Annotated in this window: 18 protein-coding genes; 8 read left to right on the top strand and 10 right to left on the bottom strand. The window is 34.5% G+C overall.

Features of this window, described 5'->3' with window-relative positions; all coding sequences use genetic code 11:
• Window positions 1-42 precede the first annotated feature (42 nt).
• The 3 genes from J2W95_RS09285 to J2W95_RS09275 form a co-directional block, all read right to left on the bottom strand.
• A complete protein-coding gene (locus tag J2W95_RS09285; protein ID WP_310006233.1) occupies window positions 43-2,331 on the bottom strand; it encodes a glycoside hydrolase family 78 protein in 2,289 nt (762 codons plus the stop codon).
• Window positions 2,332-2,427: 96 nt separating this feature from the next.
• Window positions 2,428-2,739, bottom strand: coding sequence for a glycoside hydrolase family 78 protein (locus J2W95_RS09280; protein WP_310006231.1), 312 nt, complete (start codon window positions 2,737-2,739; stop codon window positions 2,428-2,430).
• Between the two features lie 333 nt (window positions 2,740-3,072).
• On the bottom strand, window positions 3,073-3,528 hold the full coding sequence (locus tag J2W95_RS09275) for a hypothetical protein (RefSeq protein WP_310006229.1): 456 nt from the start codon (window positions 3,526-3,528) through the stop codon (window positions 3,073-3,075).
• A 262-nt stretch (window positions 3,529-3,790) separates the two neighbouring features.
• Between J2W95_RS09275 and J2W95_RS09270 the strand changes: the two genes are divergently transcribed.
• The gene (locus J2W95_RS09270; protein WP_310006227.1) at window positions 3,791-5,707 is read left to right on the top strand and encodes a M1 family metallopeptidase; all 1,917 of its coding nucleotides are present in this window, start codon (window positions 3,791-3,793) and stop codon (window positions 5,705-5,707) included.
• A 183-nt stretch (window positions 5,708-5,890) separates the two neighbouring features.
• Here the strand turns inward: J2W95_RS09270 and J2W95_RS09265 are convergent, their stop codons facing one another.
• From J2W95_RS09265 to J2W95_RS09255, 3 genes are all read right to left on the bottom strand, one after another.
• Window positions 5,891-6,253 (bottom strand): PKD domain-containing protein, encoded by a 363-nt coding sequence (locus J2W95_RS09265; protein WP_310006225.1) that lies wholly within the window; start codon window positions 6,251-6,253, stop codon window positions 5,891-5,893.
• 169 nt (window positions 6,254-6,422) lie between these two features.
• Window positions 6,423-6,962, bottom strand: a complete 540-nt coding sequence (locus J2W95_RS09260; protein ID WP_310006223.1) for a DMP19 family protein — start codon at window positions 6,960-6,962, stop codon at window positions 6,423-6,425.
• 69 nt (window positions 6,963-7,031) lie between these two features.
• Window positions 7,032-7,202, bottom strand: a complete 171-nt coding sequence (locus J2W95_RS09255; protein ID WP_310006221.1) for a hypothetical protein — start codon at window positions 7,200-7,202, stop codon at window positions 7,032-7,034.
• A gap of 223 nt (window positions 7,203-7,425) precedes the next feature.
• On the opposite strand from J2W95_RS09255, the gene J2W95_RS09250 reads away from it, so the two are divergent.
• Window positions 7,426-8,328, top strand: a complete 903-nt coding sequence (locus J2W95_RS09250; protein ID WP_310006219.1) for a PhzF family phenazine biosynthesis protein — start codon at window positions 7,426-7,428, stop codon at window positions 8,326-8,328.
• A 53-nt stretch (window positions 8,329-8,381) separates the two neighbouring features.
• Here the strand turns inward: J2W95_RS09250 and J2W95_RS09245 are convergent, their stop codons facing one another.
• The gene (locus tag J2W95_RS09245) at window positions 8,382-8,609 is read right to left on the bottom strand and encodes a CDGSH iron-sulfur domain-containing protein (protein WP_111408501.1); all 228 of its coding nucleotides are present in this window, start codon (window positions 8,607-8,609) and stop codon (window positions 8,382-8,384) included.
• A gap of 253 nt (window positions 8,610-8,862) precedes the next feature.
• Here J2W95_RS09245 and J2W95_RS09240 point away from each other — a divergent pair, with 253 nt between their 5' ends.
• Complete coding sequence (locus tag J2W95_RS09240; protein ID WP_310006216.1) at window positions 8,863-9,747, top strand: 3-keto-disaccharide hydrolase; 885 nt, start codon at window positions 8,863-8,865, stop codon at window positions 9,745-9,747.
• A gap of 106 nt (window positions 9,748-9,853) precedes the next feature.
• Here J2W95_RS09240 and J2W95_RS09235 read toward each other — a convergent pair whose 3' ends face one another.
• A complete protein-coding gene (locus tag J2W95_RS09235) occupies window positions 9,854-10,273 on the bottom strand; it encodes a lipocalin family protein (RefSeq protein WP_310006214.1) in 420 nt (139 codons plus the stop codon).
• 124 nt (window positions 10,274-10,397) lie between these two features.
• A complete protein-coding gene (locus J2W95_RS09230) occupies window positions 10,398-10,874 on the bottom strand; it encodes a hypothetical protein (protein ID WP_310006212.1) in 477 nt (158 codons plus the stop codon).
• Window positions 10,875-11,155: 281 nt separating this feature from the next.
• Here J2W95_RS09230 and metG point away from each other — a divergent pair, with 281 nt between their 5' ends.
• The 5 genes from metG to J2W95_RS09205 all read left to right on the top strand — a co-directional run bounded on the left by metG (window position 11,156) and on the right by J2W95_RS09205 (window position 17,163).
• Window positions 11,156-13,216, top strand: coding sequence for a methionine--tRNA ligase (gene metG, locus J2W95_RS09225; protein WP_310006210.1), 2,061 nt, complete (start codon window positions 11,156-11,158; stop codon window positions 13,214-13,216).
• A gap of 62 nt (window positions 13,217-13,278) precedes the next feature.
• Entirely contained in the window at window positions 13,279-14,283 is a 1,005-nt protein-coding gene (locus tag J2W95_RS09220) for an adenosine deaminase (protein ID WP_310006208.1), read from the top strand.
• Between the two features lie 10 nt (window positions 14,284-14,293).
• Window positions 14,294-14,983, top strand: a complete 690-nt coding sequence (locus J2W95_RS09215; protein WP_310006206.1) for an HAD family hydrolase — start codon at window positions 14,294-14,296, stop codon at window positions 14,981-14,983.
• A 136-nt stretch (window positions 14,984-15,119) separates the two neighbouring features.
• Complete coding sequence (locus J2W95_RS09210) at window positions 15,120-15,749, top strand: CatA-like O-acetyltransferase (RefSeq protein WP_310006205.1); 630 nt, start codon at window positions 15,120-15,122, stop codon at window positions 15,747-15,749.
• Between the two features lie 49 nt (window positions 15,750-15,798).
• The gene (locus J2W95_RS09205; RefSeq protein WP_310006203.1) at window positions 15,799-17,163 is read left to right on the top strand and encodes a hypothetical protein; all 1,365 of its coding nucleotides are present in this window, start codon (window positions 15,799-15,801) and stop codon (window positions 17,161-17,163) included.
• Window positions 17,164-17,281: 118 nt separating this feature from the next.
• On the opposite strand, the gene J2W95_RS09200 is transcribed toward J2W95_RS09205, so the two are convergent.
• Window positions 17,282-20,110: a M16 family metallopeptidase gene (locus J2W95_RS09200; RefSeq protein ID WP_310006201.1), complete on the bottom strand. Its 2,829-nt coding sequence runs from the start codon at window positions 20,108-20,110 to the stop codon at window positions 17,282-17,284.
• Between the last annotated feature and the right edge of the window lie 11 nt (window positions 20,111-20,121).

The following is a 20,121-nucleotide window of genomic DNA, read 5'->3' as shown; positions in this document are numbered from 1 at the left end:
TCCAAAAAAAATAAAATTGGGAACCTATATAGAGTCGTAATATTATTTTTCATTAAGTTTAATAGAATAAGTTCCTGCTTCTAGTTGTATAACTTCATACAATCCCTCATTAACAGTAATAATTTCTTTTGGACTAATACTAAGACTCATTCCATGTTTTAAATACAAACTTGCACTTGCATTTGGTGGGATAGTTACTTTATAAAGGATTTTTCCGTTTTTTCGTTTCCAACTAGACACAATTTCCCCATATGAAGATTGGTATTTGGCTTCAAAAGAATCTAAACCTGTAACAAAGTTAGGTTTCAAAAGAATATGCTTAAAGCCTGGTATTTCTTCATCAGGAAAAATCCCCCCCAAACCTTTGTACATCCATGCACCAATTTCCCCAAACATAATATGATTGAGCGAAGCGTCATTTTTCTCCACATCTAGTGGCCAATTTTCATATAAAGTAGTCGCTCCATTTTTTATCCAATATCCCCAAGATGGAAAATCTTCTTGAGAAGCAATTTTATAAGCAGCATCCGCATAGCCATTTTCACTTAATGCATTGAGTAATGCTTTGGTTCCTAATAAACCAACATCCAAATGAAAATTGGTTTCTTGCACTTTTTTATACAAATTATCGGCAACTTTTTGCCTAAATTCATCAGGAACCAATCCCCAATATAGCGGTCCCGCTAATTCAGTTTGTGTACCACTACAATAAATGGCAGTTGTTTTATTTAAAAACTGATCATTTACAGCATTTTTTATTTTTTGTGCCAAATGAAAATAGTGCTCAGAATCAGTTGTTTTTCCTAACAATTTTGCTGTTTTTGCCAAAATTAATGCATCCGCATAATAATACATTGAGGAAGTAAGAGGCTTGGAACTGGTGCTTTTTACAGGAACCCAATCTCCTAATCCCCAATCAGTAACACCACTTGGGTATCGTTTATCAATCAAATCAACATATTTTTTTATGTTTGGATACATTTTGGTCAGCAAACTAATATCCCCATAAAAAGTATATATTTTCCAAGGAATAATGGCCACCGAGCTAGTCCAATCGGGCCCTGTGGCAAATTCGTAACCAAACTTACCTGGATTGGGAATGATATTAGACAATTCCCCATCCTCTTTTTGTTCATCTTGATGATCAGCTAACCATTTTTCATAAATCGTTATTCCGTCAAAATTATACAATCCTGTTTCTACAGCAGTATGCGCATCGCCAGTCCAACCATTTTTTTCTCGTTGCGGACAATCAGTTGGATAACCAAATAAGTTAGATAAATAACTGCTATTGGTAGCTTCCCAAACCTTATTAAATACCTCATTGGATGTCTTTATAGTACCTACTGCAGGAACATCACTATTAATTACGAATGCCAAAATATTATTTCTATCTAAAGCGAAAGGTTTACTTGATGATATTTCTACGTATTGAAATCCTTTGTAATTAAATTTAGGAGAAAAACTCTCATTCCCTTTTCCATTGGCAATATAAATGTCGGTTTGAAAAGGATCGGAATTATCAGTTGGACGATAATGCAAATCGATATTAGACATATCAACTCTTCCATTTTTGTACAAACGCTCTCCATGCTTAATCCTGAAAACAGTTCCTGCAACAGCATTTTTTATCGAAAGTTGAGTTGTTCCGGCTATATTTCTAGGAAACGTAAACACATACAAAGTGTCGTTAATTTTTTCAACTTTGGCTGGCTTTAGTTTCGAAATTACGCGGATAGGATGTAGTTGTTGCGAGACCAAATTTGATGAAGGAGCTAAACTAATTTCAGCTTTTTTCCAACTGGTATCGTCAAAATTCGGTTTATTCCAATTGCTTATTTCTTTTCGAGCATCATAATGTTCGCCAGTGTAAATACTATTAAAAATTACAGGACTATCAGCTGTTTTCCATGATTCATCTGTCACTATTGTTTCAGAAGTATTATCCGTATAAGTAATTCTGATATTCACCAAACAACGAGGACGATTACGCCAAATTGCTTTATCAAAATTCCAAACAGCAGTCGATTGATGATTGTACCAACCGTTCCCTAACAGCATCCCAAAAGCATTTTTTCCTTTTTTTAAATCGGCCGTAATATCTAAAGTAGTATATAAATTTCGGCGATCAAATCTAGTATACATAGGATCTAGCATTCGATTTCCTACTTTATTCCCATTTATATAAAATTCATATAATCCACCAGTTGCTATATAGGCACGAGCCGATTTTATAGTTTTCAGAGTTGTTATTTCCTTTCTAAAATAAGGCGCAGGCTTGTAGTGCATATCATTAGCATCTGTTATCCAGCTTCCTTTCCAATCAATCATTTCCAACATTGCCGTTTCAAAACGCTGAATTTTAGAAATCGAAATCTTATTTTTTTTACCCCATACTTTTACTCGCCAAAAATAGGTTGTAAATGACTACATTTTTTTTCCTTTATAAGCAACTAAAATAGCATCTGAATCTATCTTTCCTGAATTCCAAAAAGAGGCTTCTCCTTTTGACAAGGCGATTGAATCAGTGCCTATTTCAATTTGATAGGATCTTTGCAAAGCGCCTCGTTTTGCGCCACTTAATTGCCAAGAAAATCGAGGTTCTAAAACATCAATCCCTAATGGATTAACAAGATGTTCGCAATGAAGATGAATAGGAGTTTGAGAATAGCCTACTGATTTTCCTAATAAACAAAAGGACAATAAAAGTATTGTATAAATAAATTTTTGCATCTTCATAATAAGGTCTTGTAATTTTTAAAAATTCCTCTTTGGAACTCGAACAAGTTCTTAATAAATTGGCTGAATAAAAAACTTTCCGTTCTGCATTTATTCACAAACACATAAGAAATCCCCACTTCCTGAACCTAATCTAAGATTTTTGCCTCGTTATTTCAGGACGGGACACAATCTTAAATAAAAAAGATGCTCATTCGATGAGCATCTTTTTTAATGAATAGATATTTAATACCCTCATGCAATAAAGTTCATGTCTCAGAATGTTTTAGAAACTGAAAGCAAAGCAAAACAGACTAAAGTGACTCATTATAACTATTTAAGCGACAAATATGTCTATTTGATTCTTCTGAAAGTGACATTGTATGATTTATTGTCGGAGCCGTCAACATAAGCGCCTATGAGTATGTCTTTTTCTGCAAGATACTGTAATGACAAACTATATCCCGAATTGTCGTCTTGTCTGTATATAACAAAAAGCCGTAAAACCTCTGAAGAATTAGTCCAACCCGCTTTTTCAATAAAAATAAATTTCGAATTCGAATACTTTATTTCCAATGAACCATTATCAAAAAGTCTAGAAATATGTAATTCAACCGCAGAATCGTCGCTTTGCCAATTCCCTTTGATTATATTTTTATCTTGAATTTTTGAATAAGAATTCTTTAGAGACTCTTTAAAAATAACCGGTAAGTTCGTTTTCTTTCCTTTTGCCTGAAGCGGAACAAGAATTATAACGGCACTCAAAAAAAGAAATAAAAACCCGCTAATTAGAATAGTAATTTTTTGCATAGATCCATTTTTACGTTAAACAATAAAACTGCATTTAGGACAAAGAAAAAAACAAAAAAAGCTTTGATTTTCGAACCATAAAGATATTCCTTTTTTGTTTGTATTACTTAAATTTAACACTACTTAATTGATTTACAATTGACTAAATCTAAAACAAAGATTAAATTAGTAGCATAACATTACTAAAATTCAACAAATCAGAAACTATAAAAGGTTAAAGCAAAATCATTAACTATATTTGATATGCAAATTGAATATTAAAATGAAAAAAAGGTACTTGATAGTATTATTGGCTGTAATGATTTCGGGTTATGCCCAAAAAAAGGAAAGTCAAACACAAGATATTGCAATCCTCGAACAGAAGATGGCAAGCAAGAAAATGAACTTGAGAGTCAATCCCAACACTCAAAATTATGACATTACCTATCATGAACTTCGTTTTTCTGTAGATCCTGCCAGTTATTACATTTCTGGGGTTGTAACTACCACTTTTACTGCATTATCCGATCTTACCACCGTTACTTTTGATTTATCGAATCAACTAACGGTAAGCAGTGTTACACAAAACGGATTGGCATTAGCATTTACACAAAATACCAATAACGAATTGGTAATTACTTTATCAAGCTTGCTCAATTTAGGCACTTCGGCAACCGTTGTAATTTCCTATTCTGGAGCACCTGCAACTGGCGAAGCAGCTTTCACTACTTCTACTCACAATAATTCACCTGTTTTATATACTTTGTCTGAGCCTTATGGCGCACGTGATTGGTGGCCCTGCAAGCAAGATTTGAATGACAAGGCAGATGCCATCGATGTTTATATTACAGCCCCTTCGCAATATGTAAGCGTTTCTAACGGTATTGAACCTGCCGCACCAGTAATTAATGGCACCAATAAAACAACCCATTTTCATCATGGCTACCCAATTCCAGCATATTTGGTTGCCATAGCCGTAACCAATTACAGCGTATACAACCAAACAGGCGGAACTGCTCCCAACCAATACCCGATAATCAACTACATTTATCCCGAAACATTGGCATCGGTACAAACACAACTGGATCAAACTCCCCTAATTTTGAATTTGTATGAAAGCCTATTCGAAATCTATCCTTTTCACACCGAAAAGTATGGTCATGCCCAATTTGGCTGGGGTGGCGGAATGGAGCACACCACGGTTTCATTTATGAATAGTTTTGGTAGAGGATTAATTGCCCACGAAATGGCTCACCAATGGTTTGGGGATAAAATCACTTGTGGTAGCTGGAAAGACATTTGGCTTAATGAAGGTTTTGCTACTTATGTGGCTGCTTTGGTAATTGAAAATTTTGATGGACAAGCTGCTTTTGTAACCGAAAAAGACAAAATGATTAACAATATTACTTCCAAAACTAATGGAGCTATCTATTTGACAGATGCTGAACTTAACAATGTCAACAGGATTTTCGACTCCCGATTAACGTATAATAAAGGAGCCATGGTTCTGAATATGCTTCGTTTCAAAATGGGGGATGCACTTTTTTTTCAAGGAATCAAGAATTATTTAAAAGATATTAATCTAGCCTACAAATATGCCAAAACCCCCGACTTACAATCGCACTTGGAAACTGTATATGGTAGTAGTCTAAGCGAATTCTTTAACGACTGGATTTACAATCAGGGTTATCCAGTTTATAATATCACAGTCCAAAATTTAGGAGGTGGTCAAGCCAAGTTTATCGTCAATCAAACACAATCGGACACTTCGGTTTCTTATTTTGAAATGCCGGTGCCTATACGAATTTTTGGAACTGGAGGCCAACAATTGGATTTAGTTTTAGACAATACCGTTAATGGGGAAACTTTTACAGAAAACGTTCCTTTTGCCATTTCTAGCATCACTTTCGATCCAAATAAAAACATCATTTCAAAAGGAAATACCGCAACTTTAAGTAAAGAAAAATTTGAATTGACTGCTGCGCAATTGTCGCTAAATCAAGCAAACGACATTCTTACACTAAACCTATTAAGCGGAATAACGATTGAAAAAACAGTCTTTTATAATGTGGCTGGACAAAGAATTAAAACAACTCGATCCACAACTACTTGGGATATAAGCTCCTGGTCGGCTGGGATTTATTTTATGAATGTACAAACGGATGCAGGTACCAAAAAATTGAAGTTTGTAAAAAATTAAGAAACAGTTTCGCGAAGATGCACAAAAGAAGCACAAAGATTTGCAAAGTTTTCTTTTAAAATTTTATAGAATTCTTTGTGAATCTTTGCAATTTTTCTTTGTGAGTTTTTGCGAAATGATTAAATTATTCTCTTTAAATCTCGCAACCGACAAACTCTTTTTTTTATTAACATGAAGGAGTATCTAGTTAACTGTCACGCTTTTAGTCTGTGACGAAGTACACGTTTCTTTACCATTTTTAATAGTAACATCTGCTTTTACCGTGAAAGTTCCTGCCCCGCTATAGATGTGAGAAACTGTATTTCCTGTAACTGTTTCAGTACTGCCATCACCAAAAGTCCATTTAACCGATGATAATGTATATTTGCCCGTATAATCAATCACAAAATCAACTTTTTTAGTATTTGCGGCATCTGTCGTGTGTTTTAATTTTACAAAAAACGATTCTCCCACACAATCAATTCCTTTACTGATATCATCTTTACTACAGGAAAAATTTAAAAATAGAATTATTACTGCGAATAAAATTGTGGTCTTAGTTTTCATAATTTTTCACTTTATTATTGAAAGATTTTACACCGTAAAGATATGTCTTTTTTTAAAATTATAGAATGATTTATTAAGCAAGCAAAAAACAATATCGTCTTTATCGAGTTAAAGTAAGAAGTCTTTGTACATCATAATCCTTCAGTCAGATATAGTAAAATTGAATAAATTATTCCCTTTTAATCTCATGACCTACAAATTCTTCCAAAGAGGCAAACATATCGTCTACAGAAAGCACTTCGAAATCAGGGTGTGATTTCAAAAAATTAGCATTCAAAGTAACCAGATTTTCTTCGATTTCGAAAAAAGTGTCGTTTATAAGCAAATCTCTTGTTGGGTTAACTCCTTCCAATTTCCCCTTCAGAAACTTATTGAGCTTTACACTGCTCATTAATTTTACTTTTTTGGAAAGCTGTTGAAATAATTCCAAATGTTTTTCGGCTCCAATCAATGCCAAACCTTCTTCTATCAATTCGTTCAACTCAGCATTCCAACCTGAATGATGCACAAATTGCGCAAAATTACCAGCAACATATTGGGAATAATAATAGTCTAGATAATAACTCATCAAGGCATCTTCATGAATAAATTCGTCGTTCACGCCTTCCTCGCGCATTAAGTTGATTACTGATATATTGGAGTGAATCACATCTTGAAGATTTTCACTGTTCATTGCCGTTTCCGAAACTATAATTCTACCGAATTCCATAGGTTTTGTGTTTAAATACTTTGTTGCAAATTTCCATTAAATAAAAACAGAAAAGAAATACAAAGTGATTTATATGTTATCAGATTCGTTATTATTCTTTTTCTGATTCATTTTTGCAACTAAAGCTTTAAGCCGTAATGCTTTTTCTTTTTTCTCTTCTTGAAGTTTAGTCTTCTTTCGATTTAGCAATTTGGTATGCAAAGCCTTATTTTTAGTGTTTTTTTCAGGTCCTTTTGCCATAATTTCTAGTCTTCAAAATTCGTTTACAAATATAAAGAAAGTAATGATTCATTGGATTATGAACATCAAACAAGGAAATCCAGATTTTTAACTCTTGAAAAGCAATAAATTTAAGTTGTGAGCAAAGACGAATGTTGTAAAAAACATAATTTTCACAACATTATTGCTTTGATCCAATGACAATTAGTAACTTTATTCGTTCAAAAATTAAAAAAGACACAAAATGGAAGAAAGAATTACATTAGAATATTACGTTTTGGATGTGTTTTCGAATAAAAGTTACAAAGGAAATCCATTGTCAGTCGTGTTTACAAACGGTAATTTGAAATTAGAAACCTATCAAAATATTGCAAAAGAGTTTGGTTATTCTGAAACTTCATTTATTTATTATTCAGCAACGCAAAAAGCATTGAATGTGCGTTCCTTTACACCTTCTGGTTTTGAAATAGAGGGGGCCGGACACAATTTGTTAGGCGCAGTTTGTGGTGCATTATTAATGCAAATACCAATATTTCACGAACAAAAAGAAACCGAACGTTTTGTTATTATGAAACATTCACCTATAAAATTAACGGTACGATTTGACCCTGTTAATCAATATCCTATTGTACAAATGCATCAAAAACCAATTGAAATTAAACAGGAAATACCAACTTATAAAATAGCCGTGGCACTTGGTTTAAAAATTGAAGATTTAGATGTAAATGATTTTGTTCCCACGATTGTCAAAACAGAAGTTGCTCACACCATGGTTCCAATCAAGAATAGTCAAATACTTAATGATTGTGTCCCTGACAACAAACTTTTAATTGAAATTTCAAAAGAATATGGGTTTGAAGGATTTTATTGTTTCACGATTTCGAAACAAGACCAAGAAAATATAGCCGAAGCTCGATTTTTCAATCCACTAATCGGAATAAATGAGGATCCAGCGACAGGAACAGCTGCAGGTCCTCTAATTGGTTTTTTGACAAAAAAGAAATATACACAACCTAATAAAGAATATAAAATTCTACAGGGTGTCAAATTAAATCAGCCTTCGTTGATTGAAGTTATGAATAGGGAAAATGATATTTTAGTTGGTGGTTCATCCGTTATAACAATGCGAGGCGAACTTTATATATAAAAAAAGCCGCATGATGTAATGCAGCTTTTATATATCCAAACTCAAAAATAGATTTAATTCGTTTTCATTGGTGGCAAATCAAATGCTTTTGAATCGTGTTCGAAATTATTACGGTGTCCTCCATCGCAAAAAGGCTTGTTTGCTGATAATCCACAACGGCAAAGACCTAATGCAGATCTTCCTTGCAGCCCGTAAACAGTACCTTCTTGATCCATAATTTCAAAATCACCTTCTATTTTTATAGATCCGTTTTTATTAATGATTAGCTTAGTCTTGCTCATAAGTTTGTTTTATTTTTTCGAGGGCAAAGGTTGCAAAATATATTCTGATTTATTATCCAAAACCACAGTTTACATTAATTCTATTTTATGCAAATTCTAAACTATCTATCATTGAATTCAAAACTTACGAATCATTTGGCAAAAGCCAAAGTGTAAAAATGCTATCAGATTTTGAATAAAAAGCATAATATCGCTGAAACATTATTTTGTAGATTTGAGGATTCATTTCTATCCAAAACATCAAACCAACAGTATGAAAAAATACGCTACATTAATAGCACTTGCTCTTCTTTTTAGCTTGACCTCTGCAACTAAAAACACGAATTCATCTGAAGATGGGTGGATAAATTTACTCGACAACAACCTCAGCAAATGGGATATGTATCTTAGTTACAAACACAAGAACGGATATTCCGGTAAAATTCCAACTGATGCTAACGGGGCCGAAATCTCTCCTATTGGCTACAATAAAAATGTAAACAATATGTTTACGGTGATTCAGGAAAACAACGAACCTGTACTTAAAGTTACGGGAGAATATTATGGTTGTGTTTTTACCAAAGAAAATTTCAAAAACTACCGCTTGAAGCTAAAAGTCAAATTTGGAACTAAAAAATGGGAACCTAGAACAGATAAACTCATGGATGCTGGCGTGCTATATCATTCGCAGGGCGAAGCGGGTGTTGATTACTGGCGTGCCTGGATGTTATCGCAAGAATTTCAAATAATGGAAGGTCATTTTGGTGATTACTGGAACATTGGCAAAGCGGCAATTGACATTAAAGCCTATCTTCCAGAAGGAGGAATGAATGCTGTGGCAGATGAAAGCCAACAATTTATTCCGTTTGGAACACATACTGAAAATACTGGTTTTTGTATGCGCAAAATGAGAGCTGAAACACCAAATAACGGTTGGACAGAGATAGAATTAGTTTGTTTTGAAGGTAAAAGTCTTCACATCATCAATGGTAAAGTGGTCATGGTTTTACAGAATTCTCGCTATTTTGACGGCGAAAAATTTCAACCTTTAACCGAAGGAAAAATTCAATTGCAAAGTGAAGCTGGTGAAGTTTACTATAAAAACATCAAAATAAAACCAATAACCAAAATGCCTGCTGAGTTTGAAAAATTATTTTAGGCAAGCATAATTCATACATGCATAAAAAAACGGGAATGACTTTTAAAAGTCATTCCCGTTTTTATGTTACATTCTTAAAGATGCAGGATCCAATACCAGAAATTAACTATCTGATATAAACTGAAATGGCGTTACCATTCTTTAGCTTCAAATCAGTAAGTGTAAGGTTAACAATGTCATAAGTTATAGTTACACCATTAATAACAGTTGTTAATTTACTATCTCCTTTGGAATACGTTCCTGACACAGTTGTTAGTGCACATGGACTAACTGTAGAATCATAATCTCCTGAAACTAATGTATTATTAATTTTTAGATCCATAAAATCATGGTCGCAGCCACTTACGTTTTGCGGCGGATCAGTCAATGTTTCTACACCACTAACATTGGTCCCTACTTTGACGATACTCCATTTCCCTTCTATAGGAGCTATTGTATCTCCTTCGTTTTCATCATTAGAATTACAAGACGTTGCAAATAATCCGATACTTAATGCCAATACAAATAATATGCTTTTAGTTTTCATGCTCTATTTATTTAAAATTAATAATGGCTAAATTAGCGTTAGAGCATCCGAAAACTGTTACATAATTATTGATATGATTTACATTATTATTGCTGAATTGCAAAATTATTGACCTATAACTTTATCAATTCAGATGATTTCCAATGATTTGTGCTAATTCATCTCCTTTTTGTGTCCCAATTAAGATTTTCTCCCCACTGTTCAACTCAATAGCCAGTCCCTTGTTTCCTTTGGTATTGTAAACTGTTCCATAAGAAGTGAATAATCGAATTCCATAGCCTACAAATTTATAATTCAAAACTGTGGCTGATTTTACATCCTCCCATTTAAATGATTTTTTCACCAATGGAGTAAACTTAATTCGTATTTCTTTTTGATCAATTTCTGTTTCCAGTTTCATATACCAAAACAAAATTATGATTCCAAACGGAAGTATTGTAAAGAGAATTAATCCTAAATCTGACATTGGTTTATCACCAAAATTCTCTCCTTTAACCAACTGTTGGAAAAGCCCATAAACTTGGAAAAGTCCGATTCCGATTAAAAACAACCATAACCACCATTGGGTAAACTTTTGTTTCTCTTTAAATTCTGATTCCATTGTATTGTTTATTTAGACATTATTAACTAAACTGATTTTTATACTTTTAAAGTATTTCAAATATAATCTTTTCTTACAAAAAATATTCATCTCAATTATTTCGAGGAATAATCTAGTCGGTCAAGGATAAATGTTGAACAGAACGAAATGCCATAGCCCCGATAGAAATGAAAATCCCATGCTTTTGGGGTGGATTGCAACGGGTGGCGGGATTAGCTCCTAATAAAAACCATTAAACTCTCAATTCTATTGCTTATTTTTGCACTCAATAAAATAGAATCATGATACAGAATCCAAAAAGATATACCATTACAGCGGCATTGCCTTATACGAACGGGCCTATACACATTGGGCATTTGGCGGGGGTTTACGTGCCTTCGGACATTTATACCCGTTATTTACGTTTGCAAGGAAGAGACGTTTTGTTTGTTTGCGGAAGCGATGAACACGGTGTTGCCATTTCGATGAAAGCCAAAAAAGAAGGCATTACGCCACAGGAAGTAATTGACAAATATGATGGAATTATTAGAAAATCATTCTCTGATTTCGGTATTTCATTCGACAATTACTCAAGAACTTCGGCGAAAATTCATCACGATACCGCTTCGGAATTTTTCAAGAAATTGTATGACAAAGGTGATTTTATTGAAGAAACAACGGAACAATTATATGATGCTAAAGCCGATCAGTTTTTGGCTGACCGTTTTGTAGTGGGAACTTGCCCAAAATGTGGAAATGAAGAAGCTTATGGTGACCAATGCGAAAAATGTGGTTCTACGCTAAATGCAACCGACTTAATCAACCCAAAATCGACTATTACGGGAGAAACTCCTATTTTGAAATCAACAAAACACTGGTTTTTGCCTTTGGATCGCTACTCGGATTTTTTGAATGAATGGATTCTTGTTGGTCATAAAAATGACTGGAAACCTAATGTTTATGGACAAGTAAAATCTTGGATCGACGGCGGATTGGAGCCTCGCGCTGTAACCCGCGACTTAGATTGGGGAATTGATGTTCCGGTTGAAGGAGCTGAAGGAAAAAAATTATACGTATGGTTTGATGCACCAATTGGCTATATCTCTTCTACTAAAGAATGGGCTTTACGCGAAGGAAAAGAATGGGAACCGTACTGGAAAGATCAAGACACAAAGTTGGTTCACTTCATTGGAAAAGACAATATTGTATTTCACTGCGTTATTTTCCCAGCAATGCTAAAAGCCGAAGGAAGCTACATTTTGCCGGATAATGTTCCTGCGAATGAGTTTTTGAATTTGGAAGGAAACAAATTGTCTACTTCTAAAAACTGGGCGGTTTGGTTGCACGAATACTTGGAAGAATTTCCAAACCAACAAGATGTTTTACGTTATGCATTAACGTCAAACGCACCAGAAACAAAAGACAATGATTTTACCTGGAAAGATTTTCAGGCGAGAAACAACAACGAATTGGTAGCGATTTATGGAAATTTCATCAATCGTGTGGTGGTTTTAACCAATAAATATTACAACGGAATTGTACCTCAACCAAATGAATTATCAGAAGTTGACGAACAAACTTTGACCGAATTGAAAGCATATCCAGCCGTGATTTCGAGTTCATTGGAAAGATATAGATTTAGAGAAGCACTGGGCGAAATGATGAATGTTGCCAGACTTGGAAACAAATATTTAGCCGACGAAGAGCCTTGGAAAATGATTAAAACTGATGAAGAACGTACAAAAACTCAAATGTATGTGGCGTTACAAATTGCAGCTGCTTTGAGTTCGCTTTGTGAGCCTTTCTTACCATTTACGGCTACAAAACTGTCTCGAATCTTGAAAATTGAATCGCCTTTAAATTGGAAAACAATAACTGATAGTTCTGATTTATTGCCAGCAGGTCATCAAATCGGTGAAGCAGAATTACTTTTCTCAAAAATCGAAGACGAGGAAATTCAAAAACAAATAGACAAGTTGGAAGCGACTAAAACCGCAAACAACGCCGAAAATAAAGTAGCTGAACCTCAGAAAGATTTAATCCAATTTGAGGATTTTGCCAAAATGGATATCCGTGTGGGAACAATCCTTGAAGCCGAAAAAATGCCGAAAGCCAACAAGCTTTTGATTTTGAAAGTGGATACCGGAATTGATATTCGCACGATAGTTTCTGGAATTGCTGAGAGTTTTAAGCCAGAAGATATTATTGGGAAACGCGTAACCGTTCTCGTAAACTTGGCTCCAAGAAACCTTCGTGGTGTAGAAAGTCAAGGAATGATTTTGATGACCACCAATGCCGAAGGGAAATTGGTTTTCGTAAATCCTGATGCAGATGGCGTTGGGAATGGAGAAACCATCAACTAATTTAAACTTAATTAACCCTTTTGGTTCTCAAAACTGAAAGGGTTTTTTATAACACACAAAAAATGAAAAACTTCATTGCCAAATTGCCAAAAGCCGAATTGCATTTGCATATTGAAGGCACCTTTGAGCCTGAATTGATGTTTGCCATTGCAAAACGAAACAATATTGAAATTCCATATAAAACTATTGAGGAAGTCAAAACGGCTTACCAATTTTCTTGCTTGCAGGACTTTCTAGACATCTATTATGCCGGAGCTGGAGTTCTGATTACGGAGTTGGATTTTTATGACCTGACCATGGCCTATTTCACAAAATGCAAAGAAGATAACATTCTACACGCCGAAATCATGTTTGACCCGCAGACGCATACCAAAAGAGGGGTTTCATTTGAAACGGTCATCAACGGAATTCATCTGGCCCGAGAGGAAGCGGAATCCAAATGGGGTATTACTTCTGAGTTAATCATGAGTTATTTGCGCCATCTTTCGGAGGAAGATGCTTTTGAAACCTTGTCGCAGTCATTGCCGTTCAAACATTTGATAAAAGCGGTTGGTTTGGATTCCTCCGAAAAAGGAAATCCACCGTCAAAGTTTTATAAAGTTTTCAAAGCTTCTGCTGAAGCCGGTTATGTTCTAGTAGCCCACGCAGGAGAAGAAGGCCCAGCCGAATACGTTTGGGAAGCCATAGACGGACTGCAAGTTATGAGAATAGACCACGGAAACAATTGTTTAACCGACGAAATTCTTGTTCAGGAAGTTATAAAAAGAGATTTAGCACTAACAGTTTGCCCACTTTCCAACTTGAAATTGCAGGTGGTAAAAGAACTGGATTCGCATCCGCTGCGCGAAATGATGAAAAGAGGAATTAAAGCCACGGTAAATTCAGATGATCCGGCTTATTTCGGAGGCTACCTCAATCAGAATTTTTATGCATTACAGGAAGCATTGGATTTGTCCAAGGAAGAATTGGTACTTTTGGCTAAAAATTCCTTTCAACATTCATTATTGGATGAGAAAAGAAAAAAGGAATTGTTGGAATTAACAGAAAATTATCACAAGGAAAATTAAAAAAAAGCAAATGAACCTAAAAGTAATAGCCTTCGATGCCGACGATACCCTATGGATCAACGAAACCTACTTTGATGAAACCGAGAAAAAATTCTGTGGTTTGATGGAAGATTATCTTTCGCATCAGGGGATTTCGAAAGAGTTATTCAAAATTGAAATCGACAATCTTAAATTGTACGGTTACGGAATCAAAGGGTATATTCTTTCGATGATTGAAGCAGCGATGAAAATTTCAGACAATACAATTCCGATTGAAATTATTGAAAAAATCATCCAATACGGGAAAGAATTACTCGAAAAACCGATTGTTTTATTAGATGGAGTTGAGGAAACTTTACACGCTTTACACGGAAAATACAAATTGGTGGTTGCCACCAAAGGTGATTTATTGGACCAACGTCGAAAATTACACAATTCAGGTTTGGGACATTATTTTCATCATATTGAGGTAATGTCAGACAAGCAGGAAGTGGATTATTCGGATTTAATCAAACGTTTGGAGATACAACCAGAGGAATTTTTTATGATTGGAAATTCTTTAAAATCTGACGTATTGCCTGTGTTGGCTATTGGTGGATATGCCGTTCACATTCCTTTTCACACCACTTGGGCTCATGAAAAAATTGACCATAAAGTGGAACACAAAAATTTTCAAGCTTTTGAAAAAATAACAGAAGTTTTGTCATTATTGGAGTTATAAAAAACACTTTTTTTAAATATACAGACCTAGTTAAAATGCTTTTTATTTAGTATTTTAGCTAGGTTTTTAATTTTAAAACGCATTTCTTCAAAACGTTCAGACCACTAAAGAATTGGACCACCCTAAATACTAAAAAATGAAAAAGCTTTTAGACCTAGACAATTGGAATCGAAAAGAACATTTCCTTTTCTTTAAACAAATGCAAGAACCTTTTTTTGGAGCAACTGTGGATATCAATTGTACCATAGCGTATGAAACATCCAAAGAGCAGGGCACTTCTTTTTTTATTTATTATTTACACAAAACTTTGATGGCTGTAAATGCTTTTGAAAATTTCAGATACCGAATTTCAAACACCCATATCTACATTCATGACCGTATTGATGCATCTCCTACCATAAGTCGCTCTGATGGTACTTTCGGATTTTCCTTAATTGAATATCACCCCGATTATACGATTTTTGAACAAAACGCAAAAAAAGAAATCGAACGAATTCAAAGTACAACAGGATTATTTACCCGAGAATTTAAAGAGGACAATGTCATTCACTTTTCGGCTATTCCTTGGCTGGATTTTACCTCGCTTTCCCATGCCCGTAACATGACATTCCCCGACAGCTGTCCCAAAATTTCTTTTGGAAAAATGACAGTTTCCAAAAAGGGAAAAAGAAAAATGTCAATGTCTATTCACGTGCATCATGGATTGATGGATGCCATGCATGTAGGCCAAATGGTAGACTATTTTCAAGAAATAATGAATCAATAAATCCAATCGACACAAAACAAAATCATCTTATCCGGCAAGCAATGAACTTATGAAAAAATTAATACTTTTTTTTATTCTAATCCAATGCAACTCCGTTTTTAGTCAAACCCTGTTGACCACATTCCCATTGGAACTCAAAAAAGCCAAAGAATACAAACAAATCGTGAATGCTGAAAATACTGCTACTCACGATGTTTTTGCTTTTATATCCGACAAAGAAACACTTACGATCCTAAAATACAATAGCGCCTTGTTCTTGACCAATCAATATTCGTTGCCAAGACCTGATATCGCTTATAAAGTTTTGGCTGGATATAGTTTTAATGACGAGGGAAACCCCATAATTTATTGGTCTTCACAGGATTTTAGCAAAATAATGGCTGTTCAGTATGATTTGAGTACCAAGACCAATTCTATTAATAGCTACGAACAGTCGTTTTTCAATCAAGCCATTATTACGCAATTTCAGGAGAACAACACATTTTACATTCTTTCGCAAAAACATTTTGAACAAAAATTAGTGTTATACATTTTTAAAAATGGCAAAAAAGAAGAAAAAACACTAGATTTCAATTCTTTTAAATTTAAAAATACTAGACATGAACCTATAACATTCAGCCAAATTCTGGGAGTTTGCCCTATTGAAAAAATAGAAACGAATCAGTTCAATCCATTGTTCAAAGGCTCGCAAAAAACGAAATTGTACATCTTAAAAAACAGAATGCTTCTCACTTTTGACCATAATGATAATGAAACACAGGCTTTCGAAATTGACTTGGCGACTTTTGAAATTTTGGAAAAAAACATTCCTAAAACCGCAACTAAGAATCATGTAAGTCTATCCAATTCCTATTACCACGAGAGCAAAATATACCAACTCAAGATCAATGATGAAGAATTACTGTTTGAAATAAAAGATTACAAATCGGGCGAAACCCTAAAAAGTATTCCTGTTTCAAAAACCGAAGCGATTCCCTTCAAAACCTCACCTTTATGGTTGCAATTGGAAGGACAAAAGCCAAAAGAATTAAAAACCACTGCCAAATTCTTGGATCAATTAATCTATTTGGAGGTAGGATTAACGGTTTACAAAACATCAAAATCTATCTTGATTACATTGGGGGGAACAGGTAATATCCAATTTACAGATTTCGGCCAAGACAACATAACTTTGGGACTCCGTAATGTCCCAACAACTATTTATTTTGAAAGTGCATTCGATAAAAAATTAGATAATATCAAGCAAGACCAAGACCCTCTTGCAGTTGATTTTATTTCCAGCTTTATACAAGAACATAGCGAAGTGATCTTACCAAGCATTATTCGATATAAAAACTACTATATCTTGGGATATTATGACACTTATGCCAAACAATATGCTATGCGTAAATTCATTGATGGATTTGATTCTTAGTTTTAAGATATTTTCACACTAAAAACACGATTTAAAAACTCATAATTCTAAAAACAGAAAGAGGCTGTCTATACTTTTAGACAACCTTTTTCTTTTCAAACTGATCAAGTTTAGCTATTTACTGCTTCGGGTTTAATAAAACCGGTTTCCCAAAACCTAATTGTTCTAATTTTTGCAATTGCGTTTCTGCATCACCAACCACCAAATAAATCATCTGATTGGCATTAAGATACTTGTCTGAAAGTTTTTTAATATCAGAAACGGTTACATTTTTGGTTTCTATTTCCTGTTTTTTAACGTAATCATTTGGGTAGTTGTAATTGCAGATTTTGTTTAACATATTGAGTTTTTCATCCAATGTTTCAAAAGCTCTGGCATTCCTTTTTATCAAATTACTTTGAGTAATTTCCAAATCATTGGAGTTAAAATTTTTACCGTAATCCTCCAGTATCGTTTTGATCAATTGTACCGCTTCAAAAGTAATATTCGAACGCGCACTACCATAGATTAAAAAAGGCCCCTTGTACTCAGTCCCGTCAAAGCGGGAATCAATATGGTAGACATAGCCCTTATTTTCTCTTAATTGCTGCGTTAGCTGCGAAGCAAATCCACCACCTCCAAAACGATAATTCAGAACTTTAGCCAAATGATAGTCTGAATCTGTCGCGGCCATAGCAATAGCACCAATTCGTAACACGGATTGCTTTGAGCCTGGAACGTCATAAAAATAAATAACAGATTTAGCTGGTTTGTCAGCTATAATTGGAGTTGGAACAGTTACTTTTTTACTTGCCCAATTTTTATTCAAATGATCTAATGATTCCAACACTTTCTTCATTGAAACAGCACCAACAATTTGAAAATTGGTAACCGCAGGCGAAAGATTTTGTTGATAAAAACTTTTTAAATCATCCATTGTAATAGCACTCACCGTTTGCTCTGTTCCAATTAAAGCATTTGAAAGTTTACTGTCCTGACCATAGACTAATTTTCTGAATTGGTTTTCAGCAATACTATTAGGATTTACTTTTCGCTGCTTAATTTGGCTTAATGTACTTTCTTTAATCAAATCAAATTCAGCTTTGTCCCAACGAGGTTGTGTTATGATTTCTTCGACCAATAGTATCGTTTTTTCGTAATTCTTAGCCAACGAAAAACCTGAAATAACAATCGCATCATCGGTTGCATTTACATTGATTGTAGCGCCTAAAATTTCAATGGCATTTTCAAGCTCTTGAGGCGTTTTATTTTGTGTTCCTTTGGTCATCAAATTTGCCAAAAGATTTGAAACTCCTATTTTATCATTAGTTTCTAAAAGTAAACCCCCTTTTATTTGCATTTGAAACTGAACCAAAGGAATTTCATTGTTTTCTATTCCATAAAGCTGCAAGCCAGAAGAAAGTTTCTCTTTCCACACATTTGGTGTTTTTACAACTGGATTTTCACCATATTGAGGCTCTTTGCTACGATCAAAAGTAGAAGGTGTTTTTGTATAAGTAGCCGCTACACTGGCATCAAAAGTCTCCTCATTCCCAGAAATAATCTTTTCTTCAACTATATCCGCCAAAGTGGAATTTTTGAGTGCTAAGTTAGCTTGGCCTTTTGGAACAAAACTCGAAGCAATAAAATTTTTCCCTTTAATGTATTTTTCATAAACACGCATTACATCTGCAGTGGTTACTGCCTGAATATTTTTGATATCCTGATTAATAAAACTTGGAGAGCCCGTAAAAATAATGTACTGTGCCAATTGGAAGCCTTTACCTAAAGCACTCGATAAATTGCTGTAAAAATCTGTTTCTTGTTTGGCTTTAATGCGATCTAGATCTTGTTGGGAAATACCTTCTTTTTCAAATTTAGCAAGCCCTTCTTCAATTCCATCTAAAACAAGGTTTAAATCTGTATTTTCGAAAGCTCTCACAGTAAGCATATATTGTCCCGCGATTTCCGAATTGTTTTGATAAGAGGAAACCTTATCTGTCAGTTTTTTATTTTCTACTAAAGATTGATACAAAGGCGCTTTTTTCCCTTTGGCTAAATAAGTAGCCAATACCTCCAAAGCATAACTGTCCGGATGGTACTCATAAACACTTGGCCATGCAATTGTAAGCTGAGGCAAACGAGCAAAATTATCTTCGTAATAGTATTTTTTGGTTTCGGCTAGAATAACTTCTTGTTTGGCAACTTTGGGTATATCATTTCCTCTTTTGATTTCGCCAAAATATTTTTCCACCCAGATTTTAGCTTGTTTGGTGTCAAAATCACCGGCAATTGTCAGGATTACATTGTTTGGCACATACCATTTATTGTAAAAAGTCTTAACATCGTCCAAAGTGGCGTTTTGCAAATCTTCCAAGGAACCTATTACTTCCCAATTGTAAGGATGATTGGTTGGATACAAATTTTTATCGATTACTTCAAAATTATGTCCGTAAGGGCTATTGTCAATATATTGTCTTTTTTCGTTTTTAACAACCTGTTTTTCTTTGGCCAAAACTGGATCCGTAACTGTATTTATAAAAAATCCCAACTTATCCGCTTCGGCCCAAATCATTTTTTCCAAGGCATCGTTGGGAACCGTTTGAAAATAATTGGTACGATCTCTATTAGTGGATCCATTTGCACCTGATCCGCCTATTTTAGCGCTCATTTTATCCAAACCTCCCTTCCCAAGATTTTCAGATTCCAAAAAAAGCAAGTGTTCAAATAAATGGGCAAAACCAGTGCGTCCCGGTATTTCTCTGGCAGAACCTACATGGCTGGTAAGCGCCACTGCAACCAAAGGATCTGATTTGTCCACGTGTAAAATCACACGCAATCCATTGGCTAGTGTGTATTCTTCAAAAGGAACATTAAAATCATTTTTAGCATTCGACTTGCTTTGAGCTTGACTGCCCAAACTAGTCAAAAATAACACTACGACTAACAGGATTGAGTTTGATTTCATTTGCAATTTTA

Source organism: Flavobacterium granuli, assembly GCF_031456055.1.
Lineage (GTDB): Bacteria > Bacteroidota > Bacteroidia > Flavobacteriales > Flavobacteriaceae > Flavobacterium > Flavobacterium granuli_A.
Note: the sequence above shows the minus strand (reverse complement) of the source record. Positions and strands in the feature narration are given on the sequence as shown.

Excerpts from the sequence above, each read along its gene's own strand:
- J2W95_RS09285 (WP_310006233.1), bottom strand. The coding sequence starts at position 2,331 with ATGATTGATTGGAAAGGAAGCTGGATAACAGATGCTAATGATATGCAC.
- J2W95_RS09280 (WP_310006231.1), bottom strand. The coding sequence starts at position 2,739 with ATGAAGATGCAAAAATTTATTTATACAATACTTTTATTGTCCTTTTGT.
- J2W95_RS09275 (WP_310006229.1), bottom strand. The coding sequence starts at position 3,528 with ATGCAAAAAATTACTATTCTAATTAGCGGGTTTTTATTTCTTTTTTTG.
- J2W95_RS09270 (WP_310006227.1), top strand. The coding sequence starts at position 3,791 with ATGAAAAAAAGGTACTTGATAGTATTATTGGCTGTAATGATTTCGGGT.
- J2W95_RS09265 (WP_310006225.1), bottom strand. The coding sequence starts at position 6,253 with ATGAAAACTAAGACCACAATTTTATTCGCAGTAATAATTCTATTTTTA.
- J2W95_RS09260 (WP_310006223.1), bottom strand. The coding sequence starts at position 6,962 with ATGGAATTCGGTAGAATTATAGTTTCGGAAACGGCAATGAACAGTGAA.
- J2W95_RS09255 (WP_310006221.1), bottom strand. The coding sequence starts at position 7,202 with ATGGCAAAAGGACCTGAAAAAAACACTAAAAATAAGGCTTTGCATACC.
- J2W95_RS09250 (WP_310006219.1), top strand. The coding sequence starts at position 7,426 with ATGGAAGAAAGAATTACATTAGAATATTACGTTTTGGATGTGTTTTCG.
- J2W95_RS09245 (WP_111408501.1), bottom strand. The coding sequence starts at position 8,609 with ATGAGCAAGACTAAGCTAATCATTAATAAAAACGGATCTATAAAAATA.
- J2W95_RS09240 (WP_310006216.1), top strand. The coding sequence starts at position 8,863 with ATGAAAAAATACGCTACATTAATAGCACTTGCTCTTCTTTTTAGCTTG.
- J2W95_RS09235 (WP_310006214.1), bottom strand. The coding sequence starts at position 10,273 with ATGAAAACTAAAAGCATATTATTTGTATTGGCATTAAGTATCGGATTA.
- J2W95_RS09230 (WP_310006212.1), bottom strand. The coding sequence starts at position 10,874 with ATGGAATCAGAATTTAAAGAGAAACAAAAGTTTACCCAATGGTGGTTA.
- metG (WP_310006210.1), top strand. The coding sequence starts at position 11,156 with ATGATACAGAATCCAAAAAGATATACCATTACAGCGGCATTGCCTTAT.
- J2W95_RS09220 (WP_310006208.1), top strand. The coding sequence starts at position 13,279 with ATGAAAAACTTCATTGCCAAATTGCCAAAAGCCGAATTGCATTTGCAT.
- J2W95_RS09215 (WP_310006206.1), top strand. The coding sequence starts at position 14,294 with ATGAACCTAAAAGTAATAGCCTTCGATGCCGACGATACCCTATGGATC.
- J2W95_RS09210 (WP_310006205.1), top strand. The coding sequence starts at position 15,120 with ATGAAAAAGCTTTTAGACCTAGACAATTGGAATCGAAAAGAACATTTC.
- J2W95_RS09205 (WP_310006203.1), top strand. The coding sequence starts at position 15,799 with ATGAAAAAATTAATACTTTTTTTTATTCTAATCCAATGCAACTCCGTT.
- J2W95_RS09200 (WP_310006201.1), bottom strand. The coding sequence starts at position 20,110 with ATGAAATCAAACTCAATCCTGTTAGTCGTAGTGTTATTTTTGACTAGT.